This is a genomic window from Novosphingobium sediminicola, from assembly GCF_014196525.1.
GTDB lineage: Bacteria > Pseudomonadota > Alphaproteobacteria > Sphingomonadales > Sphingomonadaceae > Novosphingobium > Novosphingobium sediminicola.
Map to the genome: position 1 here is coordinate 297,285 of NZ_JACIDX010000001.1, position 25,697 is coordinate 322,981.

At 63.7% G+C, this 25,697-nt stretch carries 28 protein-coding genes; 25 read left to right on the top strand and 3 right to left on the bottom strand.

Features of this window, described 5'->3' with window-relative positions; all coding sequences use genetic code 11:
- Positions 1–166: 166 nt before the first annotated feature.
- The 4 genes from GGR38_RS01470 (at position 167) to GGR38_RS24520 (ending at position 4,382) form a co-directional block, all read left to right on the top strand.
- Positions 167–928, top strand: coding sequence for a helix-turn-helix domain-containing protein (locus GGR38_RS01470; protein ID WP_183621943.1), 762 nt, complete (start codon positions 167–169; stop codon positions 926–928).
- Positions 929–1,439: 511 nt separating this feature from the next.
- On the top strand, positions 1,440–2,669 hold the full coding sequence (gene dcm, locus GGR38_RS01475) for a DNA (cytosine-5-)-methyltransferase (protein ID WP_343058951.1): 1,230 nt from the start codon (positions 1,440–1,442) through the stop codon (positions 2,667–2,669).
- Positions 2,670–2,700: 31 nt separating this feature from the next.
- Positions 2,701–3,120, top strand: a complete 420-nt coding sequence (locus GGR38_RS01480) for a very short patch repair endonuclease (protein ID WP_343058962.1) — start codon at positions 2,701–2,703, stop codon at positions 3,118–3,120.
- Positions 3,117–4,382 carry a type II restriction endonuclease gene (locus tag GGR38_RS24520; protein WP_183621949.1) on the top strand — a complete coding sequence of 422 codons (1,266 nt, stop codon included), beginning with the start codon at positions 3,117–3,119 and terminating at the stop codon, positions 4,380–4,382. Before GGR38_RS01480 ends, GGR38_RS24520 begins: the two co-directional genes overlap by 4 nt.
- On the opposite strand, the gene GGR38_RS01490 is transcribed toward GGR38_RS24520, so the two are convergent.
- The 3 genes from GGR38_RS01490 to GGR38_RS01500 form a co-directional block, all read right to left on the bottom strand.
- A complete protein-coding gene (locus GGR38_RS01490; RefSeq protein WP_183621951.1) occupies positions 4,372–5,184 on the bottom strand; it encodes a DNA adenine methylase in 813 nt (270 codons plus the stop codon). The genes GGR38_RS24520 and GGR38_RS01490 overlap by 11 nt on opposite strands.
- 140 nt (positions 5,185–5,324) lie before the next feature.
- Entirely contained in the window at positions 5,325–6,419 is a 1,095-nt protein-coding gene (locus GGR38_RS01495) for a phage portal protein (RefSeq protein WP_221226951.1), read from the bottom strand.
- A gap of 11 nt (positions 6,420–6,430) precedes the next feature.
- Positions 6,431–8,338: a terminase large subunit domain-containing protein gene (locus tag GGR38_RS01500; protein ID WP_183621953.1), complete on the bottom strand. Its 1,908-nt coding sequence runs from the start codon at positions 8,336–8,338 to the stop codon at positions 6,431–6,433.
- A gap of 144 nt (positions 8,339–8,482) precedes the next feature.
- Here GGR38_RS01500 and GGR38_RS01505 point away from each other — a divergent pair, with 144 nt between their 5' ends.
- The 21 genes from GGR38_RS01505 to GGR38_RS01605 all read left to right on the top strand — a co-directional run bounded on the left by GGR38_RS01505 (position 8,483) and on the right by GGR38_RS01605 (position 25,674).
- Positions 8,483–9,547, top strand: a complete 1,065-nt coding sequence (locus tag GGR38_RS01505; protein WP_183621955.1) for a hypothetical protein — start codon at positions 8,483–8,485, stop codon at positions 9,545–9,547.
- Positions 9,547–11,265, top strand: a complete 1,719-nt coding sequence (locus GGR38_RS01510) for a hypothetical protein (protein WP_183621957.1) — start codon at positions 9,547–9,549, stop codon at positions 11,263–11,265. The genes GGR38_RS01505 and GGR38_RS01510 overlap by 1 nt, the downstream gene beginning before the upstream one ends.
- A 120-nt stretch (positions 11,266–11,385) precedes the next feature.
- Positions 11,386–12,237 carry a GPO family capsid scaffolding protein gene (locus GGR38_RS01515; RefSeq protein WP_183621959.1) on the top strand — a complete coding sequence of 284 codons (852 nt, stop codon included), beginning with the start codon at positions 11,386–11,388 and terminating at the stop codon, positions 12,235–12,237.
- Positions 12,238–12,311: 74 nt separating this feature from the next.
- Positions 12,312–13,439: a P2 family phage major capsid protein gene (locus tag GGR38_RS01520; RefSeq protein ID WP_183621961.1), complete on the top strand. Its 1,128-nt coding sequence runs from the start codon at positions 12,312–12,314 to the stop codon at positions 13,437–13,439.
- 72 nt (positions 13,440–13,511) lie between these two features.
- A complete protein-coding gene (gpM, locus tag GGR38_RS01525) occupies positions 13,512–14,282 on the top strand; it encodes a phage terminase small subunit (protein ID WP_183621963.1) in 771 nt (256 codons plus the stop codon).
- A gap of 117 nt (positions 14,283–14,399) precedes the next feature.
- Positions 14,400–14,891, top strand: coding sequence for a head completion/stabilization protein (locus tag GGR38_RS01530; protein ID WP_183621965.1), 492 nt, complete (start codon positions 14,400–14,402; stop codon positions 14,889–14,891).
- On the top strand, positions 14,888–15,103 hold the full coding sequence (locus GGR38_RS01535) for a tail protein X (protein WP_343058953.1): 216 nt from the start codon (positions 14,888–14,890) through the stop codon (positions 15,101–15,103). The genes GGR38_RS01530 and GGR38_RS01535 overlap by 4 nt, the downstream gene beginning before the upstream one ends.
- Positions 15,104–15,107: 4 nt before the next feature.
- Entirely contained in the window at positions 15,108–15,608 is a 501-nt protein-coding gene (locus GGR38_RS01540; RefSeq protein WP_183621967.1) for a phage tail protein, read from the top strand.
- The gene (locus GGR38_RS01545; RefSeq protein WP_183621969.1) at positions 15,598–16,089 is read left to right on the top strand and encodes a phage virion morphogenesis protein; all 492 of its coding nucleotides are present in this window, start codon (positions 15,598–15,600) and stop codon (positions 16,087–16,089) included. Before GGR38_RS01540 ends, GGR38_RS01545 begins: the two co-directional genes overlap by 11 nt.
- Before the next feature lie 148 nt (positions 16,090–16,237).
- Positions 16,238–17,410: an HNH endonuclease gene (locus GGR38_RS01550; protein WP_183621971.1), complete on the top strand. Its 1,173-nt coding sequence runs from the start codon at positions 16,238–16,240 to the stop codon at positions 17,408–17,410.
- Between the two features lie 162 nt (positions 17,411–17,572).
- A complete protein-coding gene (locus tag GGR38_RS01555) occupies positions 17,573–18,421 on the top strand; it encodes a baseplate assembly protein (protein ID WP_183621973.1) in 849 nt (282 codons plus the stop codon).
- The gene (locus GGR38_RS01560) at positions 18,411–19,049 is read left to right on the top strand and encodes a phage tail protein I (RefSeq protein ID WP_183621975.1); all 639 of its coding nucleotides are present in this window, start codon (positions 18,411–18,413) and stop codon (positions 19,047–19,049) included. Before GGR38_RS01555 ends, GGR38_RS01560 begins: the two co-directional genes overlap by 11 nt.
- Positions 19,049–20,140 carry a gp53-like domain-containing protein gene (locus GGR38_RS01565; RefSeq protein ID WP_183621977.1) on the top strand — a complete coding sequence of 364 codons (1,092 nt, stop codon included), beginning with the start codon at positions 19,049–19,051 and terminating at the stop codon, positions 20,138–20,140. Before GGR38_RS01560 ends, GGR38_RS01565 begins: the two co-directional genes overlap by 1 nt.
- A 5-nt stretch (positions 20,141–20,145) precedes the next feature.
- Entirely contained in the window at positions 20,146–20,577 is a 432-nt protein-coding gene (locus GGR38_RS01570) for a hypothetical protein (RefSeq protein ID WP_183621979.1), read from the top strand.
- Positions 20,577–23,111, top strand: coding sequence for a hypothetical protein (locus GGR38_RS01575; RefSeq protein ID WP_183621981.1), 2,535 nt, complete (start codon positions 20,577–20,579; stop codon positions 23,109–23,111). The genes GGR38_RS01570 and GGR38_RS01575 overlap by 1 nt, the downstream gene beginning before the upstream one ends.
- Positions 23,108–23,368 (top strand): hypothetical protein, encoded by a 261-nt coding sequence (locus tag GGR38_RS01580; protein ID WP_183621983.1) that lies wholly within the window; start codon positions 23,108–23,110, stop codon positions 23,366–23,368. The genes GGR38_RS01575 and GGR38_RS01580 overlap by 4 nt, the downstream gene beginning before the upstream one ends.
- On the top strand, positions 23,355–23,594 hold the full coding sequence (locus GGR38_RS01585) for a DUF7940 domain-containing protein (protein ID WP_183621985.1): 240 nt from the start codon (positions 23,355–23,357) through the stop codon (positions 23,592–23,594). Before GGR38_RS01580 ends, GGR38_RS01585 begins: the two co-directional genes overlap by 14 nt.
- On the top strand, positions 23,578–24,183 hold the full coding sequence (locus tag GGR38_RS01590) for a lysozyme (protein WP_221226952.1): 606 nt from the start codon (positions 23,578–23,580) through the stop codon (positions 24,181–24,183). Before GGR38_RS01585 ends, GGR38_RS01590 begins: the two co-directional genes overlap by 17 nt.
- Positions 24,180–24,713 (top strand): hypothetical protein, encoded by a 534-nt coding sequence (locus GGR38_RS01595; RefSeq protein WP_183621987.1) that lies wholly within the window; start codon positions 24,180–24,182, stop codon positions 24,711–24,713. Before GGR38_RS01590 ends, GGR38_RS01595 begins: the two co-directional genes overlap by 4 nt.
- Positions 24,710–25,276, top strand: coding sequence for a phage baseplate assembly protein V (locus tag GGR38_RS01600; protein ID WP_183621989.1), 567 nt, complete (start codon positions 24,710–24,712; stop codon positions 25,274–25,276). The genes GGR38_RS01595 and GGR38_RS01600 overlap by 4 nt, the downstream gene beginning before the upstream one ends.
- A gap of 8 nt (positions 25,277–25,284) precedes the next feature.
- Entirely contained in the window at positions 25,285–25,674 is a 390-nt protein-coding gene (locus GGR38_RS01605) for a hypothetical protein (RefSeq protein WP_183621991.1), read from the top strand.
- Positions 25,675–25,697 lie beyond the last annotated feature (23 nt).

Sequence of the window (25,697 nt, forward strand, 5' to 3'; positions counted from 1 at the left end):
ACGCGCCCCACCCTGAGGCGCATGATTCGGCAAGCCGCGCGTGATGATATGCCCATTTTTAGAGTGGCGCCACGCACCCAAAGAAATCCCGAAATCAGGGTGGCGCTATGTTCCGCGCAGACAACAAAATTCAGACATCGAAGTTCTTTGCCAAGGGAGGCCGCGCATGAGCGGCTATGCCATTGGCGATCTGGTCGGCTGGCAGGTCAAGGCGCTGGAAAAAGGCGGGCGGATCGGTGATCGCGTCCGCCGCGAGAGCTATGACGAAAACGACCGCCGCGCGCAGATCTTCCGCCCAATCTGCGGCGGGCGCACGGCGGAGGCCCTGCGCTGGCGCGACAAGCTGATCCAGGTGGCGCGCGAATATAACACGCTGCACAAGCGCAAGGGCGAACGCGAAGGCCCGCTGGGCAGCAATGGCCTTTGGGTGCTGGAAGTCCTGCTCTCGCTGGTCGATTTTGCCTCGGGCCGATGCGAACCTGCGCTCGACACGATCTGCGCCAAGGCCAAGCTGGCCCGCGCCACGGTCGTCAGCGCCATCACCAATTTGCAGTCCCACGGATTCCTGCAAAAGGTGCGCCGCACCCGCAAGACCGGACGCGGCCCTACCGAAGGCCCTCAGCGCGAGCAGATCAGCAATGCCTATGCCTTCGCCGTCGCGCTGAAAGAGAAGGTGCGCCAGCGTTTCCAGCAACTGATCGGCGGTCGCAAGCGCGCGCAGGAAATCCGCGAGGCCAAGACCCGCGAGGCGCAGGATCGCGCCGAGGCTCTGGCCTCCCCTACCTCGCGCTTGGGGAGCCTGCTGCTGCCCAACGCCCCCAAACTGGCAAAGGAACTCGACCGCCTCGGGGTTCATTTCGAAGGCCAGACTGCGAGTTCAGCCACTAGGGAGTACCCCACCCCAGAATCTAAAGGGGAAAAGGAATGATGCAGCTTAGGGCTGCATCATGCGTGATTGGACGATAAAGCGCGCGCGGACAGGTCAAATTCGCGTTATGCGGCGGTGCTTACGGCACCGTTGAACGGAGCGGCATAGCCGCTCCTGGGCTTCCCAGAGGGGAAGCGGGCAAAGTTTGCGCCAGGCTGGCGGACGTCACCAGCGGGGAGAGGTTTTGCGCACAGAAACGCACGGACGCCTCACCCCGGCCATCACATCGAAATGTGCGGTTTTTGGGCCTTTCCGACCGTATAGCCGCCGCCCATTATGCACATTTTCCGATGAAAAAGGCGAAAGCGAGGCGTGGGGGCGAGGGCGTTTCGGCAGGGGGCAGCGCGGCGCGGCGGCGCGGGCAGGTCCGGCCAACCCCGACCCCCAAGGCCATTGTGCATAACTCGGTTAAAAAGAACATATATAGAACAAATAGCATTGCACTGCGGGAATCGAGCTGCCATTACGTCACAAAATGACCCAGCGACACGCACGGTCAAGGAGTGACAAAGTGAACGAAGACAGTTTCGCAGCCCTGTTCGCGCGATCGGGATTGTCGCTTGAGGACGCAGAAGCTGAGCTGGGCATATCGGAACGACAGATCCGACGATATCAGGCTGGCCTGATCGACGCGCCAAAGCTGGTTCGGGAACGGGTTCGTGACATCGCGGCAAGGCGTATCGCCGACCGCCCCCCTGCCCGGTTCAGCTTTGTCGACCTGTTCGCAGGCATTGGTGGCCTGCGCCTCGGATTCGAAGCCATCGGCGGGCGTTGTGTGTTCACCAGCGAATGGGACCGCTGGTCAAACGAGACATACCGCCGCAACTTTGCCGATGGTGACGACCATGTGATGGCGGGCGATATCCGGCCCTATGGAGCCGATCCATCGCTGATCCCAAAGTTTGACGTGCTGCTCGCGGGCTTCCCCTGCCAGCCCTTTTCACTGGCAGGCGTTTCCAAAAAGAACTCGCTGGGCCGCGCCCATGGCTTTGCCGACGAGAAGCAGGGCAACCTGTTCTTTGAGATCGAGCGGATCATCCGGCATCACCAGCCGAAAGCCTTTCTGCTGGAAAACGTCAAGCATCTCCAGCGCCACGACAAAGGGCGCACTTTCGAGGTTATCCGCCGCACGCTGGAAGATGACCTCGGCTATGCGATCGACACCAAAATTGTCAGTTCCGAGCCTTGGGTGCCCCAGAAAAGGGAACGCATTTTCATTGCCGGTTTCCGCAAGGATGTAGGCTTCAAATTCTCCGGCTTCGACGCGCTGATCCCGCCCCGCAAGGATTGGCCTACTCTGTACTCGATCCTGCAGTCCCACAACGAGGTGGATGCCAAATACACCCTGACCCCCCGACTGTGGGAATATCTGCAGGAATATCGCGCCAAGCATGAGAAGGCAGGCAACGGCTTTGGCTACAGCATGTTCGGCCCGGGCGATGTCACCCGTACCCTCTCGGCCCGCTATCACAAGGATGGCTCCGAAATCCTGATTGCCCAGAAGGACGCACGCCCCCGCCGCCTGACGCCACGCGAGTGCGCGCGCCTGATGGGATTCGAATATGGCGAGCGTGAATGGCACATCCCTGTGTCTGACACGCAGGCCTATCGCCAGTTCGGCAACGCCGTGGTGGTACCGGTGGTCGAAACCATCGCACAGTATATGGAACCCTATATTTCGGACATTCTGGGGCTGAAACCAATGGAGCGTCCGCAAGCGATGCTCAGGGCCGTTGCCTGACACAGTTTCAAAGGAGGTCCGCAGCCGGATGATGGCGGGGATCAGGTCGGTCGATACCGGGCCTGAACTTCTCATCCGGCGCGGCCTGCATGCACGCGGCTTTCGCTATCGCCTGCATGGCAAAGGGCTTCCCGGACGGCCCGATCTGGTCTTTGCCAGCAGGAAGGCGGTCATATTCGTCCATGGCTGCTTCTGGCATGGCCATGATTGCACACTCTTCCGCTGGCCCGGAACACGCGTGGAATTCTGGCGCCTGAAAATCGAAGGCAACATTGCGCGCGATGCGCGCACCCGCCAAGGCCTACTCGATCAGGGCTGGCGAGTTATGGAAGTTTGGGAATGCGCACTGAAAGGAAAGCAGCGCCGCCCCCTTGACGATATCCTTGCCGCCTGCGCTGATTGGCTGGTTTCGAATCAACAGGTTGGCCAAATACGGGGACAGGCAGAGTGAGACGCGGGCAGCTTTCCGACTATTTCGACGGCATTGTCGTCAAACGCCTGACGCTGGTGGAAACCGTCACCGAAAAATCAAACCAGCATGAATTTCAGGGCACGAAGTATCTCCGTCAACTGTTTGGCGATGAGGATCGCAGGCAAATTCCCTCCCGGTTTATCCGAATCGCTGACGGCGAGGAAGCAGTATCGGAAAAGGGCTTCATGAGCTGGTCAAATGTGCGCAAGGGCAAGCCCCGCGCGCCGGAATACCACCTCTATTATTCAGGCAACAGTGTCACCGAGGCAATGCAGATCGGCGACATCCTGTTCCTTGCGCAGGAGAGGTCCGGGAACCTGCTGGCGGTCATCGCGCCGGGTGAGAGCACCATTGTCAACCAGCTCCACTGGCTATTCGGCGTCGATGATCTTTTGTGCACTACCATCACCTACAAGGAAATCGAGGGCGGAAATTCCAACGAACTCAACTTCACTGCGCGTTATATCCTCGACGAGCTGGGCATCGAACTGCCAGAGCCGGAAGCTGAGCTGCTTGATCGCCTAGTTGAACGCTTTGGCCTTGTTTTCCCCAAAACCCGCGTATTTTCTGACCTAGCGCGTGCCTCGCTGCCCGAGGTTTCGGCTCATGACAATCCCGATCAGGCTCTGGTGGCCTGGATGGATCGTGAAGAGCAAATGTTCCGCCAACTGGAGCGGCGCATCGTGGCCAAGCGGATCAACGACGGATTTAACAGCAATGGGCACGCTGACGTCGATGGCTTCATCGCCTTTTCCCTCAGCGTCCAAAACCGACGCAAGGCGCGCGTGGGTCACGCGCTGGAGAACCATTTGGAAGCAATCTTCAAAGCCCATTCGATACGATACGCACGCGGAGCCCAAACCGAGAACCGCAACAAGCCGGATTTCCTCTTTCCGGGACAGGATGAATATCGCAATTTCGCATATCCTGCCGCAGACCTGACCATGCTTGGGGCAAAATCAACGGTAAAGGATCGGTGGCGCCAAGTCTTGTCCGAGGCAGACCGCATCGAGACCAAACATCTCCTGACATTGGAGCCCGCCATCTCCGAAAATCAGACCAACGAGATGCAGGCCAGATTGCTGCAACTGGTTGTGCCAACACCCCTTCACCAAACCTATAAGGAGAATCAGCGTGCTTGGATTTTGGGGCTGGAAGACTTTATCGATCTAGCGGCAGACCGCCAGTCAAACGCCTTTAGGCATGGCTGGCGGATGCCCCCTCATCCCATCATCCGCTAATAATCACCTCCCTAGCCTCCATCGCCTTGGCCTGTCCGCCGATAGTGTAGCGCACGCCGACCTCCTCGATCTGGAACCCGGCGAAGATCCGCCGCACTTCGGGCCGGTCGTTCAAGGACAGAACGAACTTGCCGGAAATCCCACTTAGCACCTGCGCCATATGCTCGAACTCCTCGCGCCCGAACATGCCCTTGCCATAATCGCCCTCGCAGCCGTGATAGGGCGGATCGAGATAGAACAGCGTCCCCGCCCGATCATAGCGGGCGATGAACTCTGCCCAGGGCAGGCGCTCAACCACCACACCCGACAGACGTTCATGCACCGCCTCGACCATCGGACCCAGCTTCGACACATCGAATCGCGCGGGGGTGGATGGCGATGTGCCAAAACTGCGCACCGCCACTTTCCCGCCAAAGGCGCAGCGCTGGAGATACAAAAACCGCGCCGACCGCTCCAGATCGGTCAGGCTTTCCGGCGGCATCGCGGAGAGCTTTTCAAACCCCGCGCGACTCGTCACCTGCCAGCGCAGCATGTCCATGAAGGGCTGATAATGCCGCTGCACCACGCGAAAGAAGGTCGAAACGTCCTCGCTCCAATCGTTGATGACCTCTGCATTCGGGCGCCGGTCGCGCCGGAAAAACACCCCGCCCATGCCGACAAAGACCTCGGCATAGGCGCTGTGTGGGGTGGCATTAATCCGCTCCACCAAGCGCTTTGAAAGATTGCGCTTCCCGCCGATATAAGGCGCCAGCGGACGCACTGGCGCAACAGACGCAAGGGGGCATTCGAGATTCGACATCATCGCATTTGTTCCATATACGTTCCCACGCCGAGTCGGCAGGCGGGATGGTCCCAAGGCGGGACCGATTGGGCCATGACGAAGATCCCTCGTCGGATTGGGCGCGCCAACGCCCCATCCCCCGCCACCCGGCGGGCGGAATATCAGGGGCGCCGCGCCCCGCCCGTGCCACCGGCGGGCACGATTGTTCCGTCCTGCTGGATCAGCCGCCCATCGGCGCAGGTCCAATCACGGTAAGACAGGATCGGCACCCCGAACCAATCATTCATGCGCAGCATCCGGCGGATGATGGGAATGATCTCGGTCAGGTAAAATGTGTCGAGCGCCTCGCTCACCTTGCCAAAGCCACCGCTGTTCTGCGGGATGATCCCTATCAGCGGCGGCGGCATCCTGTGCGCGGCCAGCATGTCGTCACGGCTGATGCTTTTGACTGCCGTAAACTCATCATGGGCGGTGATATTGCCGATCGGGATGATCTGGACGCCATCCTTCTTCCCGCCCGGCGAATAGATCAGCATGTTCTTGAAATTGCCCGCGCCCTTCGATTTGCGGATCTTGTCGGTGATATCGTCCACCATCGACTGATCGGCCAGCGGGTCGTTGATATAGAGGATGAAGCCCGCATGGTTGCCGTTGATGTAATAGCGGCGCCGAAACAGCGTGGCATTCTCCGAGAGCAGCGCCGATTGCAGCGCCGAGAGCCACTCGGGCAGACCATAGATTTCCTGCGCCACATCGGGCTGCATCAGGTGGAACACGCGACCAGGCGCAAACTGATGCTCCTGCCCCAGCGCGCCATTGACGAACCAATAGGTGTCCGAGGCCACGCCCGCGCGCGTATGCACTGCCGGGCTGTATTTGGCCGCCGCAATCCGCCCCGAGAAGTTGGGCACGTTTTCCAGATAGCCATTGCCCATCTGCACGAAATCCAGCGCAAACCGCTCAAAATCATCCGCGCCCAGCCAGCGTGAGGCCACCATCTGCGAAACCAGCAGATTGACCCGCAGCGCCACCGCGCTGCGATGATAGGGCGAAACGTTGAACACCTGCGCCAGACGCCCCATCGGCATCGGCGGCTCATACCAGCGCCCATTGTGCCAGACCTCGAAATAGGCCGACAGATCGCGCCGATCGAGGACGCTCTCGGCATCGCCAAAGGTGAACACCTCCGGGCGCAGGGGCGCGGCCTTCTCCTCCTGCTCGATCAGGGCCAGTTCTGTCTTGGGCGCATCACTCATCAATCGGCTCCTCAATCATCGGACGTCGCCACCCGGCCTTGGGTCACGCCGCTGGCGGCCCCGGCATCGAGCGGTTCATTGGAAAGGGCGTTCAAGAGCGCCCAGGCAAGGTCGGCATGGCCGATCTCGCCATTGCGGCGGGCGATATAGGTGACGCCCCGCCCGCTGCCGGTCAGCGCCGGGCGGATCGCCATCAGCGCGGCCATCAGGTCGGTCCAGTTCTCGTCAAACTCGATGCGGCCGGAGTTGAAGACGTTCTGGGCTTTGACCACCAGCGCCGTCTTGCTGGCCACCGAATATTCAATCCGCCGCGCGCGCGGGAACCAACCCACCACCAGCTCATAGACCGCCTGCCCCGCGCCGGTGGTGTCGATGGCGATATCGGTGACGTTGTAGCGGGCCGCGATATCCTTGATGAAATCGGCCTGCCCCTGAAAATCGCGCCCGTTGAGCCGGTACTTGGCCAGCACGCGGAACTTGCCCTTGCCCGGAACCTCGGGCGGCGCCAGCACCACAAGGGCCGCATCATCGCGCCCCTGCTTGTTGGGGTCATAGCCGAGCCACACCGGCTTCTCGCCAAAGGGCCGCCCGCCGGGAATGTCGAATTTGGCCGGGGCGAAGTCGCGCCATCTGTAAAAGCTGTCGACCCGCGCTGACGCGATCCGGCTGAAGGGGAAGCTGCTCTCGCTGTCATCGACAAACTGGCAATTGTAGAGGTTCTCGAACTCCTCCTCGCTGCATTCGGCGCGCAGTTCTTCCTTGTCGATGCGGCTGCCCGCCCCGCCCGCGATGGCATCGTCGAGCGTGACCATCTGGCACCATGAACCATCGGGCATGATGGCGCCCTTGCGCAGGTTCTTGTGGCTGATGTCAAAGGGCCGCTGATCGCCCTTCTTGCGCCCCCGGTTCCATTCCTCCCCGCTCCAGAAGGCATAGGCCTCATGGGTTTTGGTGCTGGGCGTCGAGAAATAGGTGCGCTTGTAGATCGTGAGCGTCGCCATCGCGGCGGCCACCTTGCGCAGGCGCGCGAAGCTGTTGACCCAGAAGAATTCGTCAAAATAGAAGTCGCCGCTCTCACCTTGCGCGGTGTTGCTGTTGGTCGAGAGCGGATAGAGGCCCACGCCGTCGAGCCGGATCTCTTCCCTGCCCGCGTCATCATCGGCGGGATGCAGGCCAGAGAAATCCAGCATCAACGGATTGCCCTTCAGGTCCACGCCGGTGACGCGCTTCACCCATCCGGTAATCTCGCGGATGAATTTCTTGGCCTGCCGCTCGCTGGCCGAGAGGAATATCTGGTTGCGGGGCTGCTCGCCATCGAGAACCGCCTGCCCGATCTTGGCCAATGCCTCACGCGCGAAATAGGCGGTGGCGCCGATCTGGCGGCTCTTGAGGATCTTGCGGGTGCGCTGATCGCGCTGCTCCCACCAGCCTTCCTGATAGGTATCGCACCATTCGTGGAAGTCGGTGAGCAGCGCTTCCCACTGTTCAAGGGTCAGGAAATTCTTGCGCTTGTCCGCCCGCTTGGCCTTGGCCCTGTCATCATTGCGGCGCCCGACCTTCTCGTTGAGGTCGCCTTCCTTGCCGCTCTCATTGTATTTGCGGATGCGCGCGGCGGTCTGCATCTGGCGCATCAGGAACTCGACGCGCTTCATGTCCCCTTCTGTGAAAGGCTCCTTGCACAGGTAGGTGGCGAGCTTCGCCTCAAGATGATCCTCGACCACCTCAAGCGGGCTGTCGGCATCCCAATCCCCGCGCCGCTTCCAACTGGCCACGGTGTTGACGTTCTCGCCCAGCTCGCGCGCAATATCCGCCAGCCCCCAGCCGCGATGGAACAGCGACTTGGCCTCGCGGGCTTTGGCGCGCGTCACCTGTCGGCTCTGGGCCGATGGGGCATCATCGGGGGAAGTCTGTGCGGGCATCATGCCTGCTAAACCAACAGATTACCCCGCTTTGGCTACCGCGCGCGCGGGTAAAGCGGCCCCTTACCGTGGCTTCCCATTGTCCTGCCTCACCATTTCCCGCCCAACAGCGTCACACCTTTTACGCAACGCTGCAGGCCACTCATGTCGACCACGCTCATTCCCGATATCCAGATCACCTCGACCAATTGGGTCGATCTCACCATTGCCCACCCGGAACTTTCCGCCCAGCAGATCGAGCTGCAATGCAAATATCCGGGCGGCAGGATCGAACTGGTCTGGGGCGGCGCGGCGGCGCCCAGCCAACGCCGTGCGGGCCAGTTGCTGCGCGATTGCGATATCTCGACCGGACAGGCCAGCCACATCTGGGCGCGCATCGCGCTGGCGGCCTCGGCCAATTCCGCCGGGCGTCTGGGCTGCCGTTTTGTGCCCGCTGCCTCGAGCGGCGGCGGTTCGGGTATCTCCGAAACGATCTGGACCGACGACACTGGCGCCTTCTTCATCCGCCTCGACAGCGGCACCGCGATCAGCTGGACCCATGTCGATGGCACGGCCAGCTCTGCCCCCGGCGCAGGCGCCCGGCCCGCTGGCGGCACCAGCCTGATCGTCGACAGCACCCGCTATCAGGCCAGCGCCGCGCGCGCGGGCGCCTATGCGATTGGCGATTACCTTTCCCACATCGTCACCGCCGATCCGGCCACCGGCGTCACCGTGGCCGATTTCTGGCTCAACGTGACGGCCTCCCCGCCCGCCAAGCTCGCCGCCTCGCCCAGCGCGGCGGATATCAACCCCATCGCCCCGCTGCCCAATGGCGCGTCCACCGCTGCCAAACAGGATACCGGCAACGCCTCGCTTGCCGCCATTGCCGCCAATCAGAAACTGGCGATCTTCTACACCGGCACCACCGCTGCGCTGGCGGCCAGCGCCACCTATACCGGCACAGCGCGCGATACCGGCGTGGCGCCGGGCGCGGCCCATGGGCTGGCCTATTTCTCGGCCTATTTTTATGCCGATCAGGCAGGCGTCGCCAGCATCGAGGTCTCCGCCGACGGCAACACGTGGTATCCCGCGACCAGCGCGACCCTGGTGGCCGCCACCCCGCTCTATCTGCAGGTGCCGGTGCTGTGGCGCTATCACCGCACCAAATTGGTCAATGGCGCCACGGCCCAGACCGCTGTGGCGGTCAATTCCGGCTATACGGTGGCCTGATGCCCGCGCTCTCCGGCACCTTTCGCGCGGCGCACAACCCGGCCTCGGCGGGCGGCGCCCGCGCGCATCGCCGCCCCGGCTTCACCCGGCCCGACCGCTACTACTTCGCCCATTGCGGGGGGCTTAGGAATTGCAACAAATCCTCGCCCCTCACCGGCGGCGCCTCGCCGGGCAGCGCGCTCTACTTTGCCAACACCGTCTATCTCCAGACGCCCAGCTTCCCGATCCTCAACCCGGTGCTGATCTGGGCCAGATTTTACATGGACGAGAGCAACAGCGCGACCAGCGAGAAGGCGATCCCCGCAGACGCATGGATCGAAGCGGCGCGGATCAAATGGGGCAGCACGACGCTTGCCGCCAGCGCGATCGACAATGGCGGGCTGCTGGCGGCGAGCAGTTCGGACGCCTGCATTTTCACGCGCCACACCGGTGTCCTGCCCGCCGACACGGTGATCGACATCAGCGTGGGCCTGCGCCTGTCTGTGGCCGGGCAAGGGCTGATCGCCAACCGCTCGCAAAACACCAACACCGGGGAGCTGGGCCGCTATCATGCCAGCAGCTCCTTTGCCGCCACGGTCACCGGCGGCTCGACGATCTCGACGCTGTCAGGTTCCACGTCGGGTACGATCGGGGGCTTTCTCTATGCCCCTGTCGGCATTGCGGGCATGGGGTTGGACGGGCGCGATGTCTGCCTCGAATTTGGCGACAGCCTTGTGTTTGGCGCGGGCATGAATGATGCGATCTCGGCCTATGGCATCAAGGGCCTGCCCGACTACATCGCGCGGCGCCAAGCCGGGCAATACATGCGCCCCGCCATGAATCTGGCGCAGTCCTCCAGCTATGGCCAGAACCTCGATCCCACCAATGGCACCAGCTACGCGCCCTCGGCCTTGGCCATGCGGCTGCGCCTGGTCGAACAGGTCCGCGCGCTCAATGCCGATGGCACGCTGCCTTTCACGCTGATCTGCATGAACTGGTGGAACAATGACGAAGGCTCGCCCTATACCGACAATGTCGCCAAGGCCTCGGCGCTGATCAAAGCCGAGCATGACTATATCCGCGCGCTCTGGCCCGGTGTGCCCCATGTCCGCATCGGCCCGATGCCCAAGGCGGGCACGCAGACCGGCTATCTGACGGCAGAGGAGCAATCGGTCCTCACCGTCGCGCAATATGCCCCCGCCTATGCCAACAATTCCACCGGGGTGCGCTTTGCCCTGCGCGAGGCGATGGTGAGTAATGCCTGCGGCGGCGCCTTTGAATATTTCCTCGATCCCATTCCCTACTTCGCATGGGATCAGGGAAGCAACCGCGACAAATGGGCCAATGGCGGCAAGCAGGGCGTGATCGCCGCAGCGGACAGCGGATCGGGCGCAACCTTCATCGCCAGCACCCGCTTTGATCTGGGCGATGCGGTCTTCATGCCCGACGCCACCAACAGCACCGGCGGGCGCACCCGCACGGTCTCCTCCGTCACCGACAATGGCGATGGCACGTTCACCCATGTCACGGTGCAGAGTGACGGCACTCTGTCGGGAACCTATCCCACCCGCACCGCAGGCCGGGCCGTCATCCGCGTTCTGCCCGGCGACGGCAACCCGGTCGCGGCTGTCAGCGGGCGCGGGGTTCACCCGTCGCAATATGCCTGCCAGCTCGCCGCGCCCATGGGTGATGCGTTCAAGGCGCGGCGCGCGGCCGAGGCCGGGGCGGTCTGGGCCTGATTTGGCAAGGTAAAGCGCCCCCTTACCGCGCCCGCGCGTTGCGCGAGACCGCCCCGACCGATCATCTGGGGATGACTGAAAACGCAGCTTTCAACCTGACGCCCCGCCCGGAGTAACCCTATGAAGACCAAGCCCTTCCTGCTCGCCACCGCCGGTTCGACGGTCGATGGCCGCACCATCGATGCACGCGATCTTGAACAGATGGCCTCCAGCTATAACCCCAAGACCTATGGCGCGCGGGTGAATATCGAGCACATCCGGGGCATCAGCGGGCAGGCCCCGTTCAACGCTTACGGCGATGTGCTGGAACTCACGGTCGGCGATGTCGAGGTCGACTTCAACGGCAAGACGGAAAAGCGCAAAGGCCTGTTCGGCGTGCTGGACGTGACCGACAATGCCAAGGCGCTCAATGACGCCAGCCAGAAGGTCTATCCCTCGATCGAGATCCTCGACAATTTCGGGGGCAAGGGCTTTGCCTATCTGGGCGGCGTGGCGCTGACCGACAGCCCGGCGGCGATTGCCACCGACCGTCTGAAATTCAACCGCACCTTGCCCGGCTCGATCAATCTGGCGGGCGAGACCGCCACCACGCTCGAATTTGCCGAGGACGGCGCCACCAACGAAAGCGCCAAGGGCCTGCTCGACAGCATGAAAGGCATGCTCGACAAGTTCACCGCCAGCTTTGCCCCCGCGCCCAAGGGCGATGACAAGCCTGAAATCAAGCCCGAAAGCCAGCAGCCGGCCACGCTGGATTTTACCGCCCTGCGCCCGATGTTTGAGGAAATGGGCCAGACCTTCGCCAACGCCGTCGATGGCCTGCGCAGCGAATTCCGCGCCGAGGCCGACGCGCAAGCCCTCAAGCTCAAGAAGCTGGAAGACACGCAGGAAGGCACCCCAGCGCCCCACTTCCAGCGCCGCCCGATCTCCGATGGCGGCAGCAACAGCAGCGTCGAGAGCAAATACGTCTTCTGACCGGCCTGCTCCATCCCTCCATCCGCCCCGCACAGCCCCTTCGCCCCGCACATTCATCCGAGGATCATCCCACCATGTCGCAAATCTACACCCTTTCTGATCGCGGGCGCGGCGCGCTGGATCAGCTCTTTGCCGCCATCGGCAATGCCAACGGCACCCGCAATGTGGCGCGCAACTTTGCGCTCTCGCCCACCAGCGAACAGCGCCTCGAGGATCTCCAGCGCGAGAGCGTCGGCTTCCTCCAGCGTGTCAACGTGATGGGTATGCGCGATCTTCAGGGGCAGGTGATCGGCCTTGGCACCGCCAACATGATCGCAAGCCGCCAGAGCCGCAGCACCCTGCCGCGCAAGCCGCGTTATGTCGGCCAGATGCAGGACCGCAAATATCAGCTCTATTCGACGCTGTTCGACACGATGCTGCCGTGGGAAGTGATCGATGCCTGGTCGAAATTCCCCGACTTTGCCGCCCGCTATGCCCGCCATGTCGCGGTCTCGGTCGGCCTGTCGCGGATCTCGGTGGGCTTCAACGGGGTCGAGGCGGCGGATGATACCGATGCCGAGGACAACCCGCTGGGCGAGGATGTCAACATTGGCTGGCTGCACAAGCTGCGCCTTGAACGCCCCGACCATGTGATGGGCCGCGCTACCGTCACCAGCGGCGGCATCACCACCGCGACGGGCGCTGCGGCCCCGATCTACATCGGCCCCGACAGCAACCACAGCGAGGGCGATTACAAGAATATCGATGCTCTTGCCTATGAGCTGATCGCGGGCATGCCCTCCTATGCGCGGGCCAGCACCGATCATGTCGTGATCGTCAGCCAGGATCTGGTGGACGAGAAATACTTCCCGATGATCAACCGCCCGCTCTCCGACACGATCGATGGTGGCCGCTCGACCAGCGATCAGGTGGTCTCCGACCTCATCATGTCGACCAAGCAGATCGGCGGGCGCCCGGCGGCGATTGCGCCCTTCTTCCCCGAAGGCACGATGGCCATCACCCCGCTGGGCCGCGCCAATGCGACCGACAGCTCGAACCTCTCGCTCTATTATCAGGAAGGTTCGCGCCGCCGCTACATCAAGGATGAGCCGGAAAACATGGCCGCGCTGGTCGATTATAACAGCGTCAACGAGGGCTATGTGATCGAAAGCACCGATTACATGACCATGGCCGAAAACATCACCTTCGGCGCCCGTCCGTAACACCCCCCGTCTTGCTGACACTCCCGCCCGCTGGCCCGCGCGCCGGTGGGCGGTCATCCCGAAAGTCCCGCCATGGTCTCCGCCTTTCGCCGCCACCAGATGCGCGTGCGCGCCCTGCAATCGGGCGCCGCGCTTGCCGATGCCTCGGCCCGGCCCAGCGCGCCTGAACGCGCCATCGATACACCGCTGGGGCAGGAATACGCGGCTCTCCGCGTGGCGCTCCATGACAATCTGCGATCCCTGTCCGACATTGCCAGCATCGAGGCGCGTGGGCCCCTCAAGATCGAGATGGCCCGCGCCTTTGCCCCATGGATCGAGGGCGTGCTGCAGGCGGGCGAACAGGGACAGGCCGCACAGGATGAAATCCTTGTATGGAACCTGATCTGGGCCATCGATTACCGCGATTGGGATTATGCCCTACGCCTTGCCGCCCATGCCATCCGCTTCAATCTGACCTCGCCTAAGCGCTACAACCGCACCATCCCCTGCTTTGTGGGCGAGGATATCGCCAAGCTAAGCCTCGATCAGCAGGACGCGGTGCCCCATGACGTGCTGTGCCGTGTGCTGGCGCTGATCGAGGGCCATGACATGCCCGATCCGGCCAAAGCCAAATTGCACAAGGCGCTGGCCCGGTCCTTCACGCGCCGCGCTGATGCCTTCGATCCTGCCGCCGACAATGCACCTGCCGGTGGCAAGGCGGCCTATCTTGCCGAAGCGCTCGACCATGCCAACCGCGCCCACCAGCTCGACAGCAGCATCGGCGTCAAATCCGATATCCGCAGCCTCGAGAAGTCCCTGCGCAAACTCGGCCCCGAGGATGGGACAAGCAACGAGACCGCATAACAGTTCGCCCCACGGCGGCGGGGGGCGGTTGGCGCGGACGGCGCACAGATGTGACAGCCAGCCCACACCATCCCCACCCCCCGTTTTGATGCCCTGCCCTGATGAAAGGCCCCGCCCATGAGCAGCTTCACCGCCACCCCCATCGCCCCGCCCGATGATCCCGATGCGCAGGTGGTGGCCGATGGCTGGTTCCCACCGGTGAAACTGGCCGATGTGCGCGAGGGGCTAAACATCGGCGGCGGCGCGATCACGCAGCTCCAGCTCACGCTGGCGATCGAGGGCGGCATGCTCTCGGCCCTGCGCCAACTGGCCGCATGGCGCACCTCCCGCGCGCTGGCCGGGGCGGCAAGCCTTGCCGGTGTGACTGCCGATACCCTGAACGGCAAGAACCGCGCAGAGCTGCTCTGGACCCGCGCGGTGGGTTATTACGCCGCCGCTGATCTGGCCGCAGGCAACCGCGATATCGCCTCCTCCGACAGCGGCCTTGCCCGCGCCTCGGAAAAGGCCGCGCTGGCCGATGAATACCGGCGCGAAGGCCATGCCGCGATTGCCGACCTGCTCTCGATCGGGGCCAGTCTGGTCGCGCGCAACCGGGTGGAAATGCTGTGACCCAAACCGCCACCGCCATGGACGGCGAAACCGTCGATGAAATCTGTCACCGCATCCTCGGCAAGACGGCGGCTGTCACCGAACAGGTGCTGGACATGAACCCCGGCCTTGCCGAGCTGGGGCCACGCCTGCCCGGCGGAACCAGCGTCACGCTCCCCAACGCCACCGCCGCGCAGGTCGCTACCCTCGATATCGTGCAGCTCTGGGATTAAGCCGATGCTCAAGATCGACCTTCTGCGCGATGCCCTGATGCAGGCCATGCCCGAACTCAAGGCCGCGCCCAAGAACCTCATCATGTGGGTGGATCGCGGCAAAGCGCTGTCGCGCGACACTGCCGATCTGTCTTTTGCCTTTGAATTCCAGCTCAACGTCCTGCTGGTGGAATTTGCGAGCGATATCGCCACCTTTGCCCTTGCCATCCTGATCTGGCTGCGCACCAACCAGCCCGATCTGTTCGCGCTTGGAGCCGACGCCTTCGACTTCGAGGTCGATATTCTCGACAATGGCAAGGTCGATCTGCAGATCCGCCTGCAACTGCGCCAGAACGTGACGGTGGCCATCACGCCCCAAGGGGCCAAGGCCAGCTATCTGCCCGAACCGGCCCCGCTTTTTGTCGATGACCTGCCCTTTGGCGGCCTCGATGCCGATCCGATCCTGACATCCATCACCGTCAATGGCGAGGATCTGCCGCCATGGAGCATGGTCGATGGCGAATGACCTTTCCCGGCTTGAGGAATGGTTCGGCCAGATCCTCGCCGGGATGGAACCGGCCCAGCGCCGCAAGGCCACGCTCAAGCTGGGCCGCCTGCTGCGCCGCTCGAACCTTGCGCGCATCGGCGCCAACGTCGATCCGGATGGCGCCCCCTTTGCCCCGCGCAAACCCCGCCGCGATCTGCAAGGCCGCCTGCGCCAGAAGGCGCGCGGCAAGATGTTCAAGGGCCTGCGCAAACTGGCCAAATGGCGCGTCGATGCCGCCCCCGATGGCGTGGAAATCCGCCCCGCCACAAACACCGCCGACCGCGTGGGTTCGGTCAGCCAGTTCAGCCAGACCGTGACCGTGGGCCGCTTGCGCAATGGCCGCGCCATCCGCGCCAAATATGAAGAGCGCCGCTTGCTGGGTTTCTCACGCGAGGATGAAGGGATCGCGCTGGAGGTGGCGGGGGAGATGCTGGAGCCAGATGGGAGTAGGGGTTGGTGATTGGATTCCCAATTGTCCTACTTTGGCCACTCGTGATTGTTAATGAACTGTGCAAATCTGACGGTCTGGATTAAGCTGCAAGGCATTATCTCGAACTAGGAATCCGACATGCGCCAATATCGCTACAGCATCGAGCGCTGTTGATCGAATGACGATCTTTCGCATCTTTGATTTCGCCGGCAACAAGATCGATGCCAACGTCGAGATAGATGATCGGGCAGTGATCTTGCACAGTAGAGGTGGTGCAACAAAGGGGCAACCTCCTCGCAATACCGAATACAGCCAAGCTCTGCGCCTAATAGTTGCAGGGCTAATGAAGGGGCCGCAGCAAATCGAGCGGGTTCTAATCGACAGCGAAAAGGCACGCAGCAGTTTTCCCGATCCAGACCTGCGTGTCCTTCTTACACGTCAAGAGATCGCCGCGCTTAGCGAGCCGGATTCCGTGGTTGCCGAGATCGGGAAAAGAGCAAAGGCCTTCAATCAGGCGCCGGGCACCAAGGGGGGTAATTCGACAAAGCAGGTGAGGATCGAAACCGACCGACTGCACTCCTCGCTCATTTCGGATCTCAATCTGAGGATTCACAACTCGTCCACCCCCACTTCGAACACCGCTCATTCGAAACGGAACATGCGTCTGCCATCCGACCAGCAACGCCGAGTCCAGCCTAAGCATATCCATCAAGCCGTTGCGGGGCTGCTCGCGGGTAAAGATGCACCGAATTTTGACCCTTCGCGGGACTATGACCTAGTGACTGCCGACGGTGATCTGCTTGCACCGAAGAAGGTGTTCGGTCGGGCTCTCGAGATCGCAGGTGTCGTAATCGAGGCCACGCCCTATCATTTCAGAGCCGGATGGGGCCAACCGTCGTTCGAACTGCTCCAAGCGGCAGGGTATGCCATCATTGACAAAGCAGATGCACAGACAGAGGCCAAGCGACGCAAACGCGCCAAGGCTGAAAAAGCTGAAATCGATCGCGCAGCAGCCACTGTCAGCATTGACAACGAGGAACGCAGTTGGATCGAAGGCGATAAGCGAATGGCAACCCACCTTCGGGTTGAACGCCAGCGCAACAGTGACGCTTCGAACCAAAAGCGGGCGGCCATTCGAGCGGCTAATGATGGCCGCTTGGCCTGTGAGCATTGTGATACCGACTGGTACGCAATCTATGGCGACAAGATCGCCGATGCAGTCTTCGACGTGCATCACACCATTCCGCTCAGCAAAATGGACCAGGGGCACAAGACCAAGATCTCTGATCTCTTGTGCCTCTGCGCCAATTGCCACAGGGCCGAGCACCGAAGGATGGCCAAGATGGGGTAATTGAGCCGGTTAGGCTCACCGTCCCGAATAGATCTCGCTGATTTGACAATCAAGTTCGGGCCATAGCAGTCATCTCTAGGCCTTCATATCCACCCCCGGTAAACCGCCCCCTTACCCTGCCATCCCCTCCCCGCGCGCGCGAAGGCCCTCCACAAGGGGGCCATGTCCACCAGCACCAGCGCTATCGACCTTTCGCAGCTCCCCGCCCCCACGGTGGTGGAAGCGCTCGACTATGCCTCGATCCGCGCCGATCTGGTCGCCGATGTGCAGGAACTGCTGCCCACATGGGACGCCACGGTCGAGAGCGACCCGGCGATCAAGGTGCTGGAGGTGGCCGCCTATCGCGAGCTGCTGATCCGCCAGCAATTCAACGAACGCGCGCGGCAATGCCTGCTGGCCTATGCCACCGACACCAACCTTGACCACCTTGGCGCGCTGCTGGGCGTGGCCCGCCTCACCGATGAAGGCGATGATGCCTTCAAGGCGCGCATCCAGCTTGCCCCCGATGCCTTCAGCGTGGCCGGGCCGGAATCGGCTTACGAATTCCACGCGCGCTCCGCCGACAGCACCATCGCTGACGCCAAAGTCACCAGCCCCAGCCCCGGCGTGGTGCTGGTCTCGATCCTCTCGGCCTCGGGCGATGGCACGGCATCCGACACCCAGATCGCCCATGTCGAGGCCGCCCTGGCTGGCGTCTGCCCGCTGACCGATCAGGTCATCGTCCAGTCGGTCCAGATCATCCCCTACACGCTCACCGCCGCGCTCACCCTGTTCGATGGCCCCGATGGAGATGTGGTGCTGGCCAATGCGCTGGCCGGGGCGCAAGGCTTTGTCGCCGCCGCCCGAAAGATCGGGCGCGACATCAACCGCGCCAATATCTTTGCCGCCATCGGTGTGGCGGGCATTTCCAATGTCGCGCTTACCGGCCCCGACGCCGACATGCCGATGGATGACACGCAATGCGGGTATTGCCTCGGCATCAACCTGACGGTGACGGGCCGTGGCGAATAATCCCTCCCTCCTGCCGCCCAACGCGCGCCCGCTCGAACACGCGCTGGCCAGCGCCACCGCGCGCATTGGCGCGATCCCGACGCCACTTACCGCGCTGGTGCGGCCCGATGCGATCCCCGCCACCATCCTGCCATGGCTGGCATGGGGCCTGTCGATCAAGCGCTGGCGCCCAAGCTGGAACGAGGCGCAACGCCGCGACGTCACCGCGCAAGCGATCCCCAATGCCAAGATCCGGGGCAGCCGTGCCGCCGCCGACGCTGTGATCGCCGACTATGATCCGCGCATCACGCTCACCCTCTGGTATGAGGCGGGCGGCTCGGGCGTGCCCTTCACCTTCTTCGTCACCCTGCCGCTCGATGGCACGTTCGACACTATGGCCACGGCGGAATTCGCCGCCGAGCTGTACCGCGATCTCGTCCGCGTCAAACCTGCCCGCGATCATTTCCAGCTGCGCCAGAAGGTGACCGCCAAGGCCGCCCTGCCGATGGCCGCGGTCGCCCGTGCATGGGCGATGGAACGCGCCATGGCCACGATGATCGGCCCTGATCCTGCCGACGATCTCAAACTGACCACCGAATATGGCGAACCGCTCGAGGGCGATGATGGCGCCGCATGGGAGTATATCTGATGGACCCGCTGCTGATCACCCTCACCAAGGCGGGGCTTTCGGCCATTGTCGGCGATGACACAGCCTCGCTCGGCCCGGTGGTCATCACCCAGCTCGGCCTGACTGATGCCACCTTCACCGTCGCCTCCACGCTTGAGGCGCTGCCCGGCGAGTTCAAGCGGATCGATGTGTCCGGCCAGCAGGTCGGCGATGACACACTGCACCTCAACGCCCTCGACGCTTCGGCGGCCACCTACACCTATCGCGGCTTTGCGCTCTATCTGGCCGATGGCACGCTGTTTGCCGTCTATGGTCAGGCTGGCCCCATCGCCGCCAAGGCAGAAACCAGCACCTCATGGCTGGTGCTGGATATCAAGCTCGCCGAGGGGCAGGCCGATAACATCAGTTTCGGCGATACCAATTTCTCAAACCCGCCCGCCACTACCACCCGGCAGGGCGTGGTGGAACTGGCCACCATCACCGAGGCGCGGGCTGGCACCGATACCCAGCGCGTGCTGACCCCGGCGGCGATGCAGGCCGCGCTGCTGGCCATGCTGCTGCGCGTCGATGGCGCGGAAAGCGGGGTGGACGCCGATCTGTTCCACGGCCTGCCCCCGGCCTATTTCACGGATATCGTGGGCCGCCTTGGCTACACCCCGCTCAATCAGGCCAGTTTCACCGCCGCCGAGATTTTGGGCCGCCTGCAGACGGTTGATGGCGCAGACAGCGATCTCGATGCCGATCTCCTCGATGGCCACCATGGCGATTGGTATGCCGATATCGCCGCGCGCCTCGGCTACACGCCGCAGGATGCCGCCGAGTTTTCCTATGGCTCGAATGCCAATGGCTATTGGCGCAAAATGCCCGATGGCCTGATCGAGCAATGGGGCGAACTGACCGCTGGCGAGAGCGGCAGCCCGCCCGCGCAAAACTTCCCCATCCCCTTCACCGATTTCGACAGCATCAACCTGCAGGTGACCGCGCGCAGCCCCAACCCCGGCGCCACCAATGGCAACAGCGTGGGCGGCAACAAGCTCAGCGTCACCCAATTCAACGTCTTCTCGGACGACCTCGACCGCGCGGTCTTCTGGCGCGCGATCGGTGAAGGGTAACAGCCATGAAAATCTCGCAACTTCCCCTGCTCGCCAATCCCATCGGCACCGAAACCATCCCCGTCGTCTCGGGCGGCGTTACCAAACGCGCGCAAGTCTCTGCGCTGGTGGCCGCCGCTGGTGGTTCGGCAGGTGGCGGCGCCGGTGGAGGCTTCGCCCGGCTCGATGTCGATGCCGCCACGCTCACGCTCGATCCCTCCCATGCCGCCTATCGGCTGGTGTTTGCCAATGCCTGCGCGGTCACGGTCCCGGCGGATCTTCCCGCCGATTTTGAATGCCAATGGGCGCAAATGGGGACCGGCACCGTCTCCTTTGTCGCGGGGGCGGGCATGACCATCCATTCCGACAATGGCGGCATGGCCTCGGCGGCGCGCTATGCGATGGGCACGCTCTGGGTCGATGCGGTTGGCCATGCCGTGCTGGCGGGCGGCATCTGATGCTGGGGTCGCTCGCCGCCCTGCGCAGCAGGCGCAACCATGCTTTGTCGGCCCCTTGGCTTGGCTCGGCCAAATTGGCCTTCACCCCGCCCACGCTGGTCAATCCGCTCGAACCGGGCAGCAATTTCGATCCCGCCTATCCGGGGCGCGGCACCGGCATTCCCGCCATCACTGGCCTGTTTACCCAGATCATCGGCGATGGAACGCAGGATCTGTTGATCGCGGCCACGCAGAACGGTGGCGCATCGGGCAATGGCCTGCCCGATGGCAGCGCCAGCCCCCGCACAGGCCGCGTCGCCATCGAGGACTGGCGCCATGCCCGCATCGTCGGGGGCGATCTCACCGGCACCACCGGCGTCTCGGGCCTGCGCCTGGTCGCCTCGCTGCCCACCTGCCGCAGCATCATGATCGAGGGCCTGCGCGGCGATTTCGCGCTGGCCCCGGAAACCGACGCCATGGGCGTGCTGGGCAACACCAGCGGCACTCGCCCCAATCTCTATGTGCAATGCGTCCATATGCGCGGGGTCTTCGGCACCAATCTGGCCCATGACGCAGGCCGCGCCATGCCATCGATCACCATGGCGGGCGGCACCCTCTCCTGCACCGTGGACAGCCTGACCAGCCCCAGCGCCATTCAGGTCGGCGATGAAGTGATCGTCGCGGTCGGCAATTCCGACAATTCCTTTGCCAGCAATTGGGAAGTCACCGCCATCGATGAAGGCGCCAAGCGGCTGGTGCTGGCCAATTCCCATGCTGTGCCTATGCCCGCGAATGGCACCGGCGCCAGCGGCACGCTCTGGCGGCTCGATGGGGCAACGCTGGGCCTCCATGCCGATACGCTGCAGGTCTATTCCACCGGGCGCATCGGCGCGGTGCTGATGGACCGGGTGCATGGGCGCGGCAATTACCAGCCCGGTGCGATTATCGGCCAGTTCATGACCACCGGCATGGGTTCGACCTCGGCCATCCTCTCGCGCTGCTTCTTTGAGCATCAGGATCACGACCCGCAGGATTTTGGCTCGATCTCGCTGTTTCTGGGCGATCATGACACAGAAGCGGGCGGCCATGTCTCGGCCACGGGCGGGCGCCGCCTTGCCCAGGCCGAATGCTATCAGGTCCATGTCACCGGCAGGACCGGGCGGACGCTGGGCCAGATCATCAGCCCCCAGACCGGCTCGCGCGTCAATGGCCTGCCCTTTGGCGCGGTGATCGAGCATGTCGGCGGCGCGCAGCAGGCATGGTTCAACGCCCACCCCACCGCCAGCATCAAGGGCGTGGTCACCTTCGGCGCGCCTGCTGCCTCGCCCGCGCCGTGGGATGCGCCCGGCCTTGGCGTCCCCGGCTTTGGCTATGTCTCGCCCGGCTATTACGCCCGGCCTGCCCTCCCTTCCCCGCTGCCCGCGATTGTCATCACCGGGGCAATGAGCCTTGCCGCCGATGCGCCGCGCGGGGCAGAGCTGGGCGTGATCGACCTGCCTGGCATCGAGGCGGGCTGGATTGTCGATGCCTATCTCCTCGATGACGCGGGCGGGCGGGTGCAGATCGTGGGCAACCGGCTCCAGCGCGGGCGCGTGGCCAGCGATGCGGGCAGCTTTGCCTGCACCCTGCGCGCGGCGGTGCGCGAGGCGCCCGCCATCACCCGCGATCTGGCCGCCACCATCACGATCACCGCGCCTGCCGCTGCCCCAGCCTATGCCGCCATGGCCCATGCCGAGGCGCGCGCGGCGGTGCGCGCCATGTATGCCCTGCCCGGTAGCGGCGACCTTGCCGCCATCGACGCGCTCTTTGCCGCCATCAAGGCGATCAGCGGCGGCACCTTCTTCGCCCGGCTCCATGGTCTCTATATCCCAGCGGCCCTTGCCGACCGGCGCGATGCGGGCATCAATTGGGCCGCGCCCGGCGCCATCGATCTGCATGAGAGCAACACGCCGCGCAGCTGGGCCGCGCGGCTTGGCTTTGCGGGCAGCAGCACCAACCAGTTCACGCTGGGCGATCCGGCATGGACGCCCTCGGCGCTGGGCCTTGGCCAGAACGCGGCCTCGGTGCTGGTGGGCTATGCCCTGCGCAATCCCGACACTGATGATGGCCTGCTGGCCACCGGCACCGATTACATTCTAGGCAATGACGCCTTCTATCTGGGCGTCACCAACACTGGTGCGATCCTGAGCCGCTGCCACAACAGCGGGGGCAAGACCACCAGCGCCCTGCCGCTCGCGGGCGTGGGCGGGGAAGTCCATGTCATCGCCATGACCCGGCAGGCGAGCGCGGGCTATGACCTGATGCACGGCACGCTGGCCGCTGCCCTGTCCGCGTCGATGGCTGTCACCAGCGCGCAATCGACACAGGCCAGCTCCAGCACCGCGCCCAGCACCTATCCCCTTGTCCTTTCGGGCCGCAACGCTGCCGGATCGCTCAATTTCTGCACCAAGACGCTGCCCTTTGTCGCCATCGGCTCAGGCTGGAGCCTTGCCGAATGCGAGGCCCTGCGCGCCGCCCTTGCCACTTTCGCCACGCAAACTCTGGGGCTGTCATGACCGATCTGTCCACGCTTCCACCTCATCTGGCGCCCCATCTGACCTCACGCCTGCCAGTCGAGGCGGGCCGCTGGTGGGATGCGGTGCTGACCATCACGGTGATGGCTCTGGCCCGCTTTTCCGAGGCTTTGCCTCACCTCATCCAATTGGGCGGCCTCGTCGTGGTCTGCCTCACCGCTGTCCAGAAACTGATCGAGTTGGGGTGGATCAGAAACCCCCGCCGCGCAAAGCAGGAGTCCTCCGATGACGCTGGTTGATGATGTGCGCCAATGCTGGCGCTGGTGGTCGGTGCACATGGCAGCGCTCGCCGGGGTGATGGCGGGCGCGCTGGTCGCCCAGCCCCAGATCCTGACCGGCCTTGTCGCCTATGTGCCGGAACAATGGCGCCCGGTGGCCTCGGCGCTGGCCGGGATCGTGGTGTTTGCCGCGCCCACCATCGCGCGGCTGGTGCAGCAGGGAGGCGGCCATGGCCAGTCTGTCTGAAACCCAGCAGGGCAAGTCCCGCAGCCCGATCATCATTCTGGCGGGCACCTTGCTGGCCATCGTCGGCCCGATCACTGGCAAGCTGCTGCTGACCGATGTGCCCATGGAAGAGTCTGGTCGCAAAGTGGCGGTCACAGTCTCGCCTCAAGCCCGGACCGCCACGATCCAGCATATCAGCGGGCCGCAGTACCTCAAAGCCTACCTCGATGTGGTGAAGGTGGCGACGGCCTGCGACGGCCTGACCGGCGCGGATATCAAGCTGGGCAAGACCTTCACCGAGGCCCAATGCGCGCTCCTGCTGGAGGCCCGCCTTGCCGAAACGGCAAGCCATGTCATGGCCTGCACCCCCGGCCTTGCGCTGACCATTGTGGGCCGGGATTTCGTGCGCTTTGCCGCTGTCAGCCTCGCCTATAACATCGGTTGGCCCACCTATTGCGCCAGTACCATGCGCAAGCAGATCAACGCGGGCCAGATCCGCGCGGCCTGCATTTCGCTCACATGGTTCAACCGCGCCGGTGGCCGCGTGCTCGACGGTCTGGTCACCCGCCGCGAGCGCGAGGCCGCGATCTGCCGAAAGGATGCGGCATGAAGCTGCTGCGCATCGCCTTGGCCGCGATCCGCCTGTGGAGCGGATGGGGCAAGCTGGCCGATCTGGCCGCATGGCTGCTGCGGCATCCGATGGCGGCGCTGGCGCTGGTGCTGGCCATCTGGGGATGGTCGAGCCATCGCGCCGCCGACAAGTGGCAGGGTCAGGCCACCAAACTCGCGGCCACCCTCACCGCCGAACGTGACGCAGCGCAGGCCGCCACACGCGCCGCCAAAGCCCAATCGAAAAAGGATGCCCAAGATGGCGACAAGAACCACACCGCGCTTGTCCAAGGCGGCGATGCCCGCTTTGCTGCCTATGCTGCTGCTGGCCACAGCCTGCGCGAAAACGCCCCCCATCGCGCCAGCCCCGAACAAGCCGACGATTCCCAGCTTCTTGAAAGCCCTGCCCCCGACGCCATCATGGCGGACATCTCGCGCGTCTGGGTCACCCGCTCCGACTGGCTGACCTGCGATGCCGATTGGGCCTATGCGCAGGCCGCCCATGATTGGGCCAAGAAGGTCGGCGAATGATGGCTCACGAAGACGACGATATCCCCCTCGATCCCTCGACGCTGATCCGCCTCGGTGTGATCAGCGCCGTCACGCTCTCGCCGCCCCGCTGCCGGGTGCGCTTTGGCGATCCTGATGCCGACGATGGCGATATCGAAAGCCCGCCCATCCGCTGGCTCGCCCTGCGCGCTGGCGCTACGCGGCGATGGTCTGCGCCCACCGTGGGCGAGGAATGCGTGCTGCTCTGCCCCGATGGCCAGATCGGCAATGGCGTGGCGCTGCTCGGCCTCAACAATGACAACCATCCGGCACCGGCTTCAACGCTGGCCGAACTGATCGCCTTCGCCGATGGCGCCATCCTCTCCTATGACCCGGAAACCCACCATCTGGCCGCCGCCCTGCCCGAGGGCGGCTCCGTCGCGATCACCGCGCCGGGCGGCGTCAGGATCGTCGGCCCGCTGCTGGTCGAAGGCTCTGTCGCGGCCAGCCAAAACCTGTCGAGCGGCACCGGGGCAACCGGCGTCTTCACCGCGTCGGGCAAGACGATCCATGTCGTCTCTGGCCTCATCACCAATATCAATTGAGGTTTGCGATGAATATCGAAGGCACCGAGCTGATCGCCGAGCAGTACATTGATGCCCTGATCGCGCGCATCAATACCGCTCTGACCCTGTCCGACCTGCAACAGGCGGTCGAGGACGGGGTTCAGCCCATCACCGGCCAGCTCGAAATCATCGCTTGGGAGATCCAGATGCTCTCACCGCTGCTGGCCCTGCTCAATCCGCCCACGATTGACCCCGCTAAGATCGTGACATGGATCACCGACTTCATCACGGCCCAGATCGCCCCGCAGGTCGCTGCCTATCACAAGCATGTCGCCCAGCTCGCCGCGCTGACAGCCAAGGTCGCCCAGATCGAAAGCGCGGTCGATCGCGCCAGAGACCGGATCAATGACGCGGCGGGGCAGATCTCGCGCGTGTAGGACAGCATAGAACAAAATCTTTT

Coding starts and splice junctions, on each gene's coding strand:
- GGR38_RS01585 (WP_183621985.1), top strand. CDS start 23,355: ATGACGCTGGTTGATGATGTGCGCCAATGCTGGCGCTGGTGGTCGGTG.
- GGR38_RS01490 (WP_183621951.1), bottom strand. CDS start 5,184: ATGATGTCGAATCTCGAATGCCCCCTTGCGTCTGTTGCGCCAGTGCGT.
- GGR38_RS01480 (WP_343058962.1), top strand. CDS start 2,701: ATGGCGGGGATCAGGTCGGTCGATACCGGGCCTGAACTTCTCATCCGG.
- GGR38_RS01540 (WP_183621967.1), top strand. CDS start 15,108: ATGCTCAAGATCGACCTTCTGCGCGATGCCCTGATGCAGGCCATGCCC.
- gpM (WP_183621963.1), top strand. CDS start 13,512: ATGGTCTCCGCCTTTCGCCGCCACCAGATGCGCGTGCGCGCCCTGCAA.
- GGR38_RS01505 (WP_183621955.1), top strand. CDS start 8,483: ATGTCGACCACGCTCATTCCCGATATCCAGATCACCTCGACCAATTGG.
- GGR38_RS01600 (WP_183621989.1), top strand. CDS start 24,710: ATGATGGCTCACGAAGACGACGATATCCCCCTCGATCCCTCGACGCTG.
- GGR38_RS01520 (WP_183621961.1), top strand. CDS start 12,312: ATGTCGCAAATCTACACCCTTTCTGATCGCGGGCGCGGCGCGCTGGAT.
- GGR38_RS01550 (WP_183621971.1), top strand. CDS start 16,238: ATGACGATCTTTCGCATCTTTGATTTCGCCGGCAACAAGATCGATGCC.
- GGR38_RS01545 (WP_183621969.1), top strand. CDS start 15,598: ATGGCGAATGACCTTTCCCGGCTTGAGGAATGGTTCGGCCAGATCCTC.
- GGR38_RS01510 (WP_183621957.1), top strand. CDS start 9,547: ATGCCCGCGCTCTCCGGCACCTTTCGCGCGGCGCACAACCCGGCCTCG.
- GGR38_RS01570 (WP_183621979.1), top strand. CDS start 20,146: ATGAAAATCTCGCAACTTCCCCTGCTCGCCAATCCCATCGGCACCGAA.
- GGR38_RS01580 (WP_183621983.1), top strand. CDS start 23,108: ATGACCGATCTGTCCACGCTTCCACCTCATCTGGCGCCCCATCTGACC.
- GGR38_RS01555 (WP_183621973.1), top strand. CDS start 17,573: ATGTCCACCAGCACCAGCGCTATCGACCTTTCGCAGCTCCCCGCCCCC.
- GGR38_RS01495 (WP_221226951.1), bottom strand. CDS start 6,419: ATGAGTGATGCGCCCAAGACAGAACTGGCCCTGATCGAGCAGGAGGAG.
- GGR38_RS01605 (WP_183621991.1), top strand. CDS start 25,285: ATGAATATCGAAGGCACCGAGCTGATCGCCGAGCAGTACATTGATGCC.
- GGR38_RS01595 (WP_183621987.1), top strand. CDS start 24,180: ATGAAGCTGCTGCGCATCGCCTTGGCCGCGATCCGCCTGTGGAGCGGA.
- GGR38_RS01565 (WP_183621977.1), top strand. CDS start 19,049: ATGGACCCGCTGCTGATCACCCTCACCAAGGCGGGGCTTTCGGCCATT.
- GGR38_RS01575 (WP_183621981.1), top strand. CDS start 20,577: ATGCTGGGGTCGCTCGCCGCCCTGCGCAGCAGGCGCAACCATGCTTTG.
- GGR38_RS01530 (WP_183621965.1), top strand. CDS start 14,400: ATGAGCAGCTTCACCGCCACCCCCATCGCCCCGCCCGATGATCCCGAT.
- GGR38_RS01500 (WP_183621953.1), bottom strand. CDS start 8,338: ATGCCCGCACAGACTTCCCCCGATGATGCCCCATCGGCCCAGAGCCGA.
- GGR38_RS01470 (WP_183621943.1), top strand. CDS start 167: ATGAGCGGCTATGCCATTGGCGATCTGGTCGGCTGGCAGGTCAAGGCG.
- GGR38_RS01590 (WP_221226952.1), top strand. CDS start 23,578: ATGGCCAGTCTGTCTGAAACCCAGCAGGGCAAGTCCCGCAGCCCGATC.
- GGR38_RS01515 (WP_183621959.1), top strand. CDS start 11,386: ATGAAGACCAAGCCCTTCCTGCTCGCCACCGCCGGTTCGACGGTCGAT.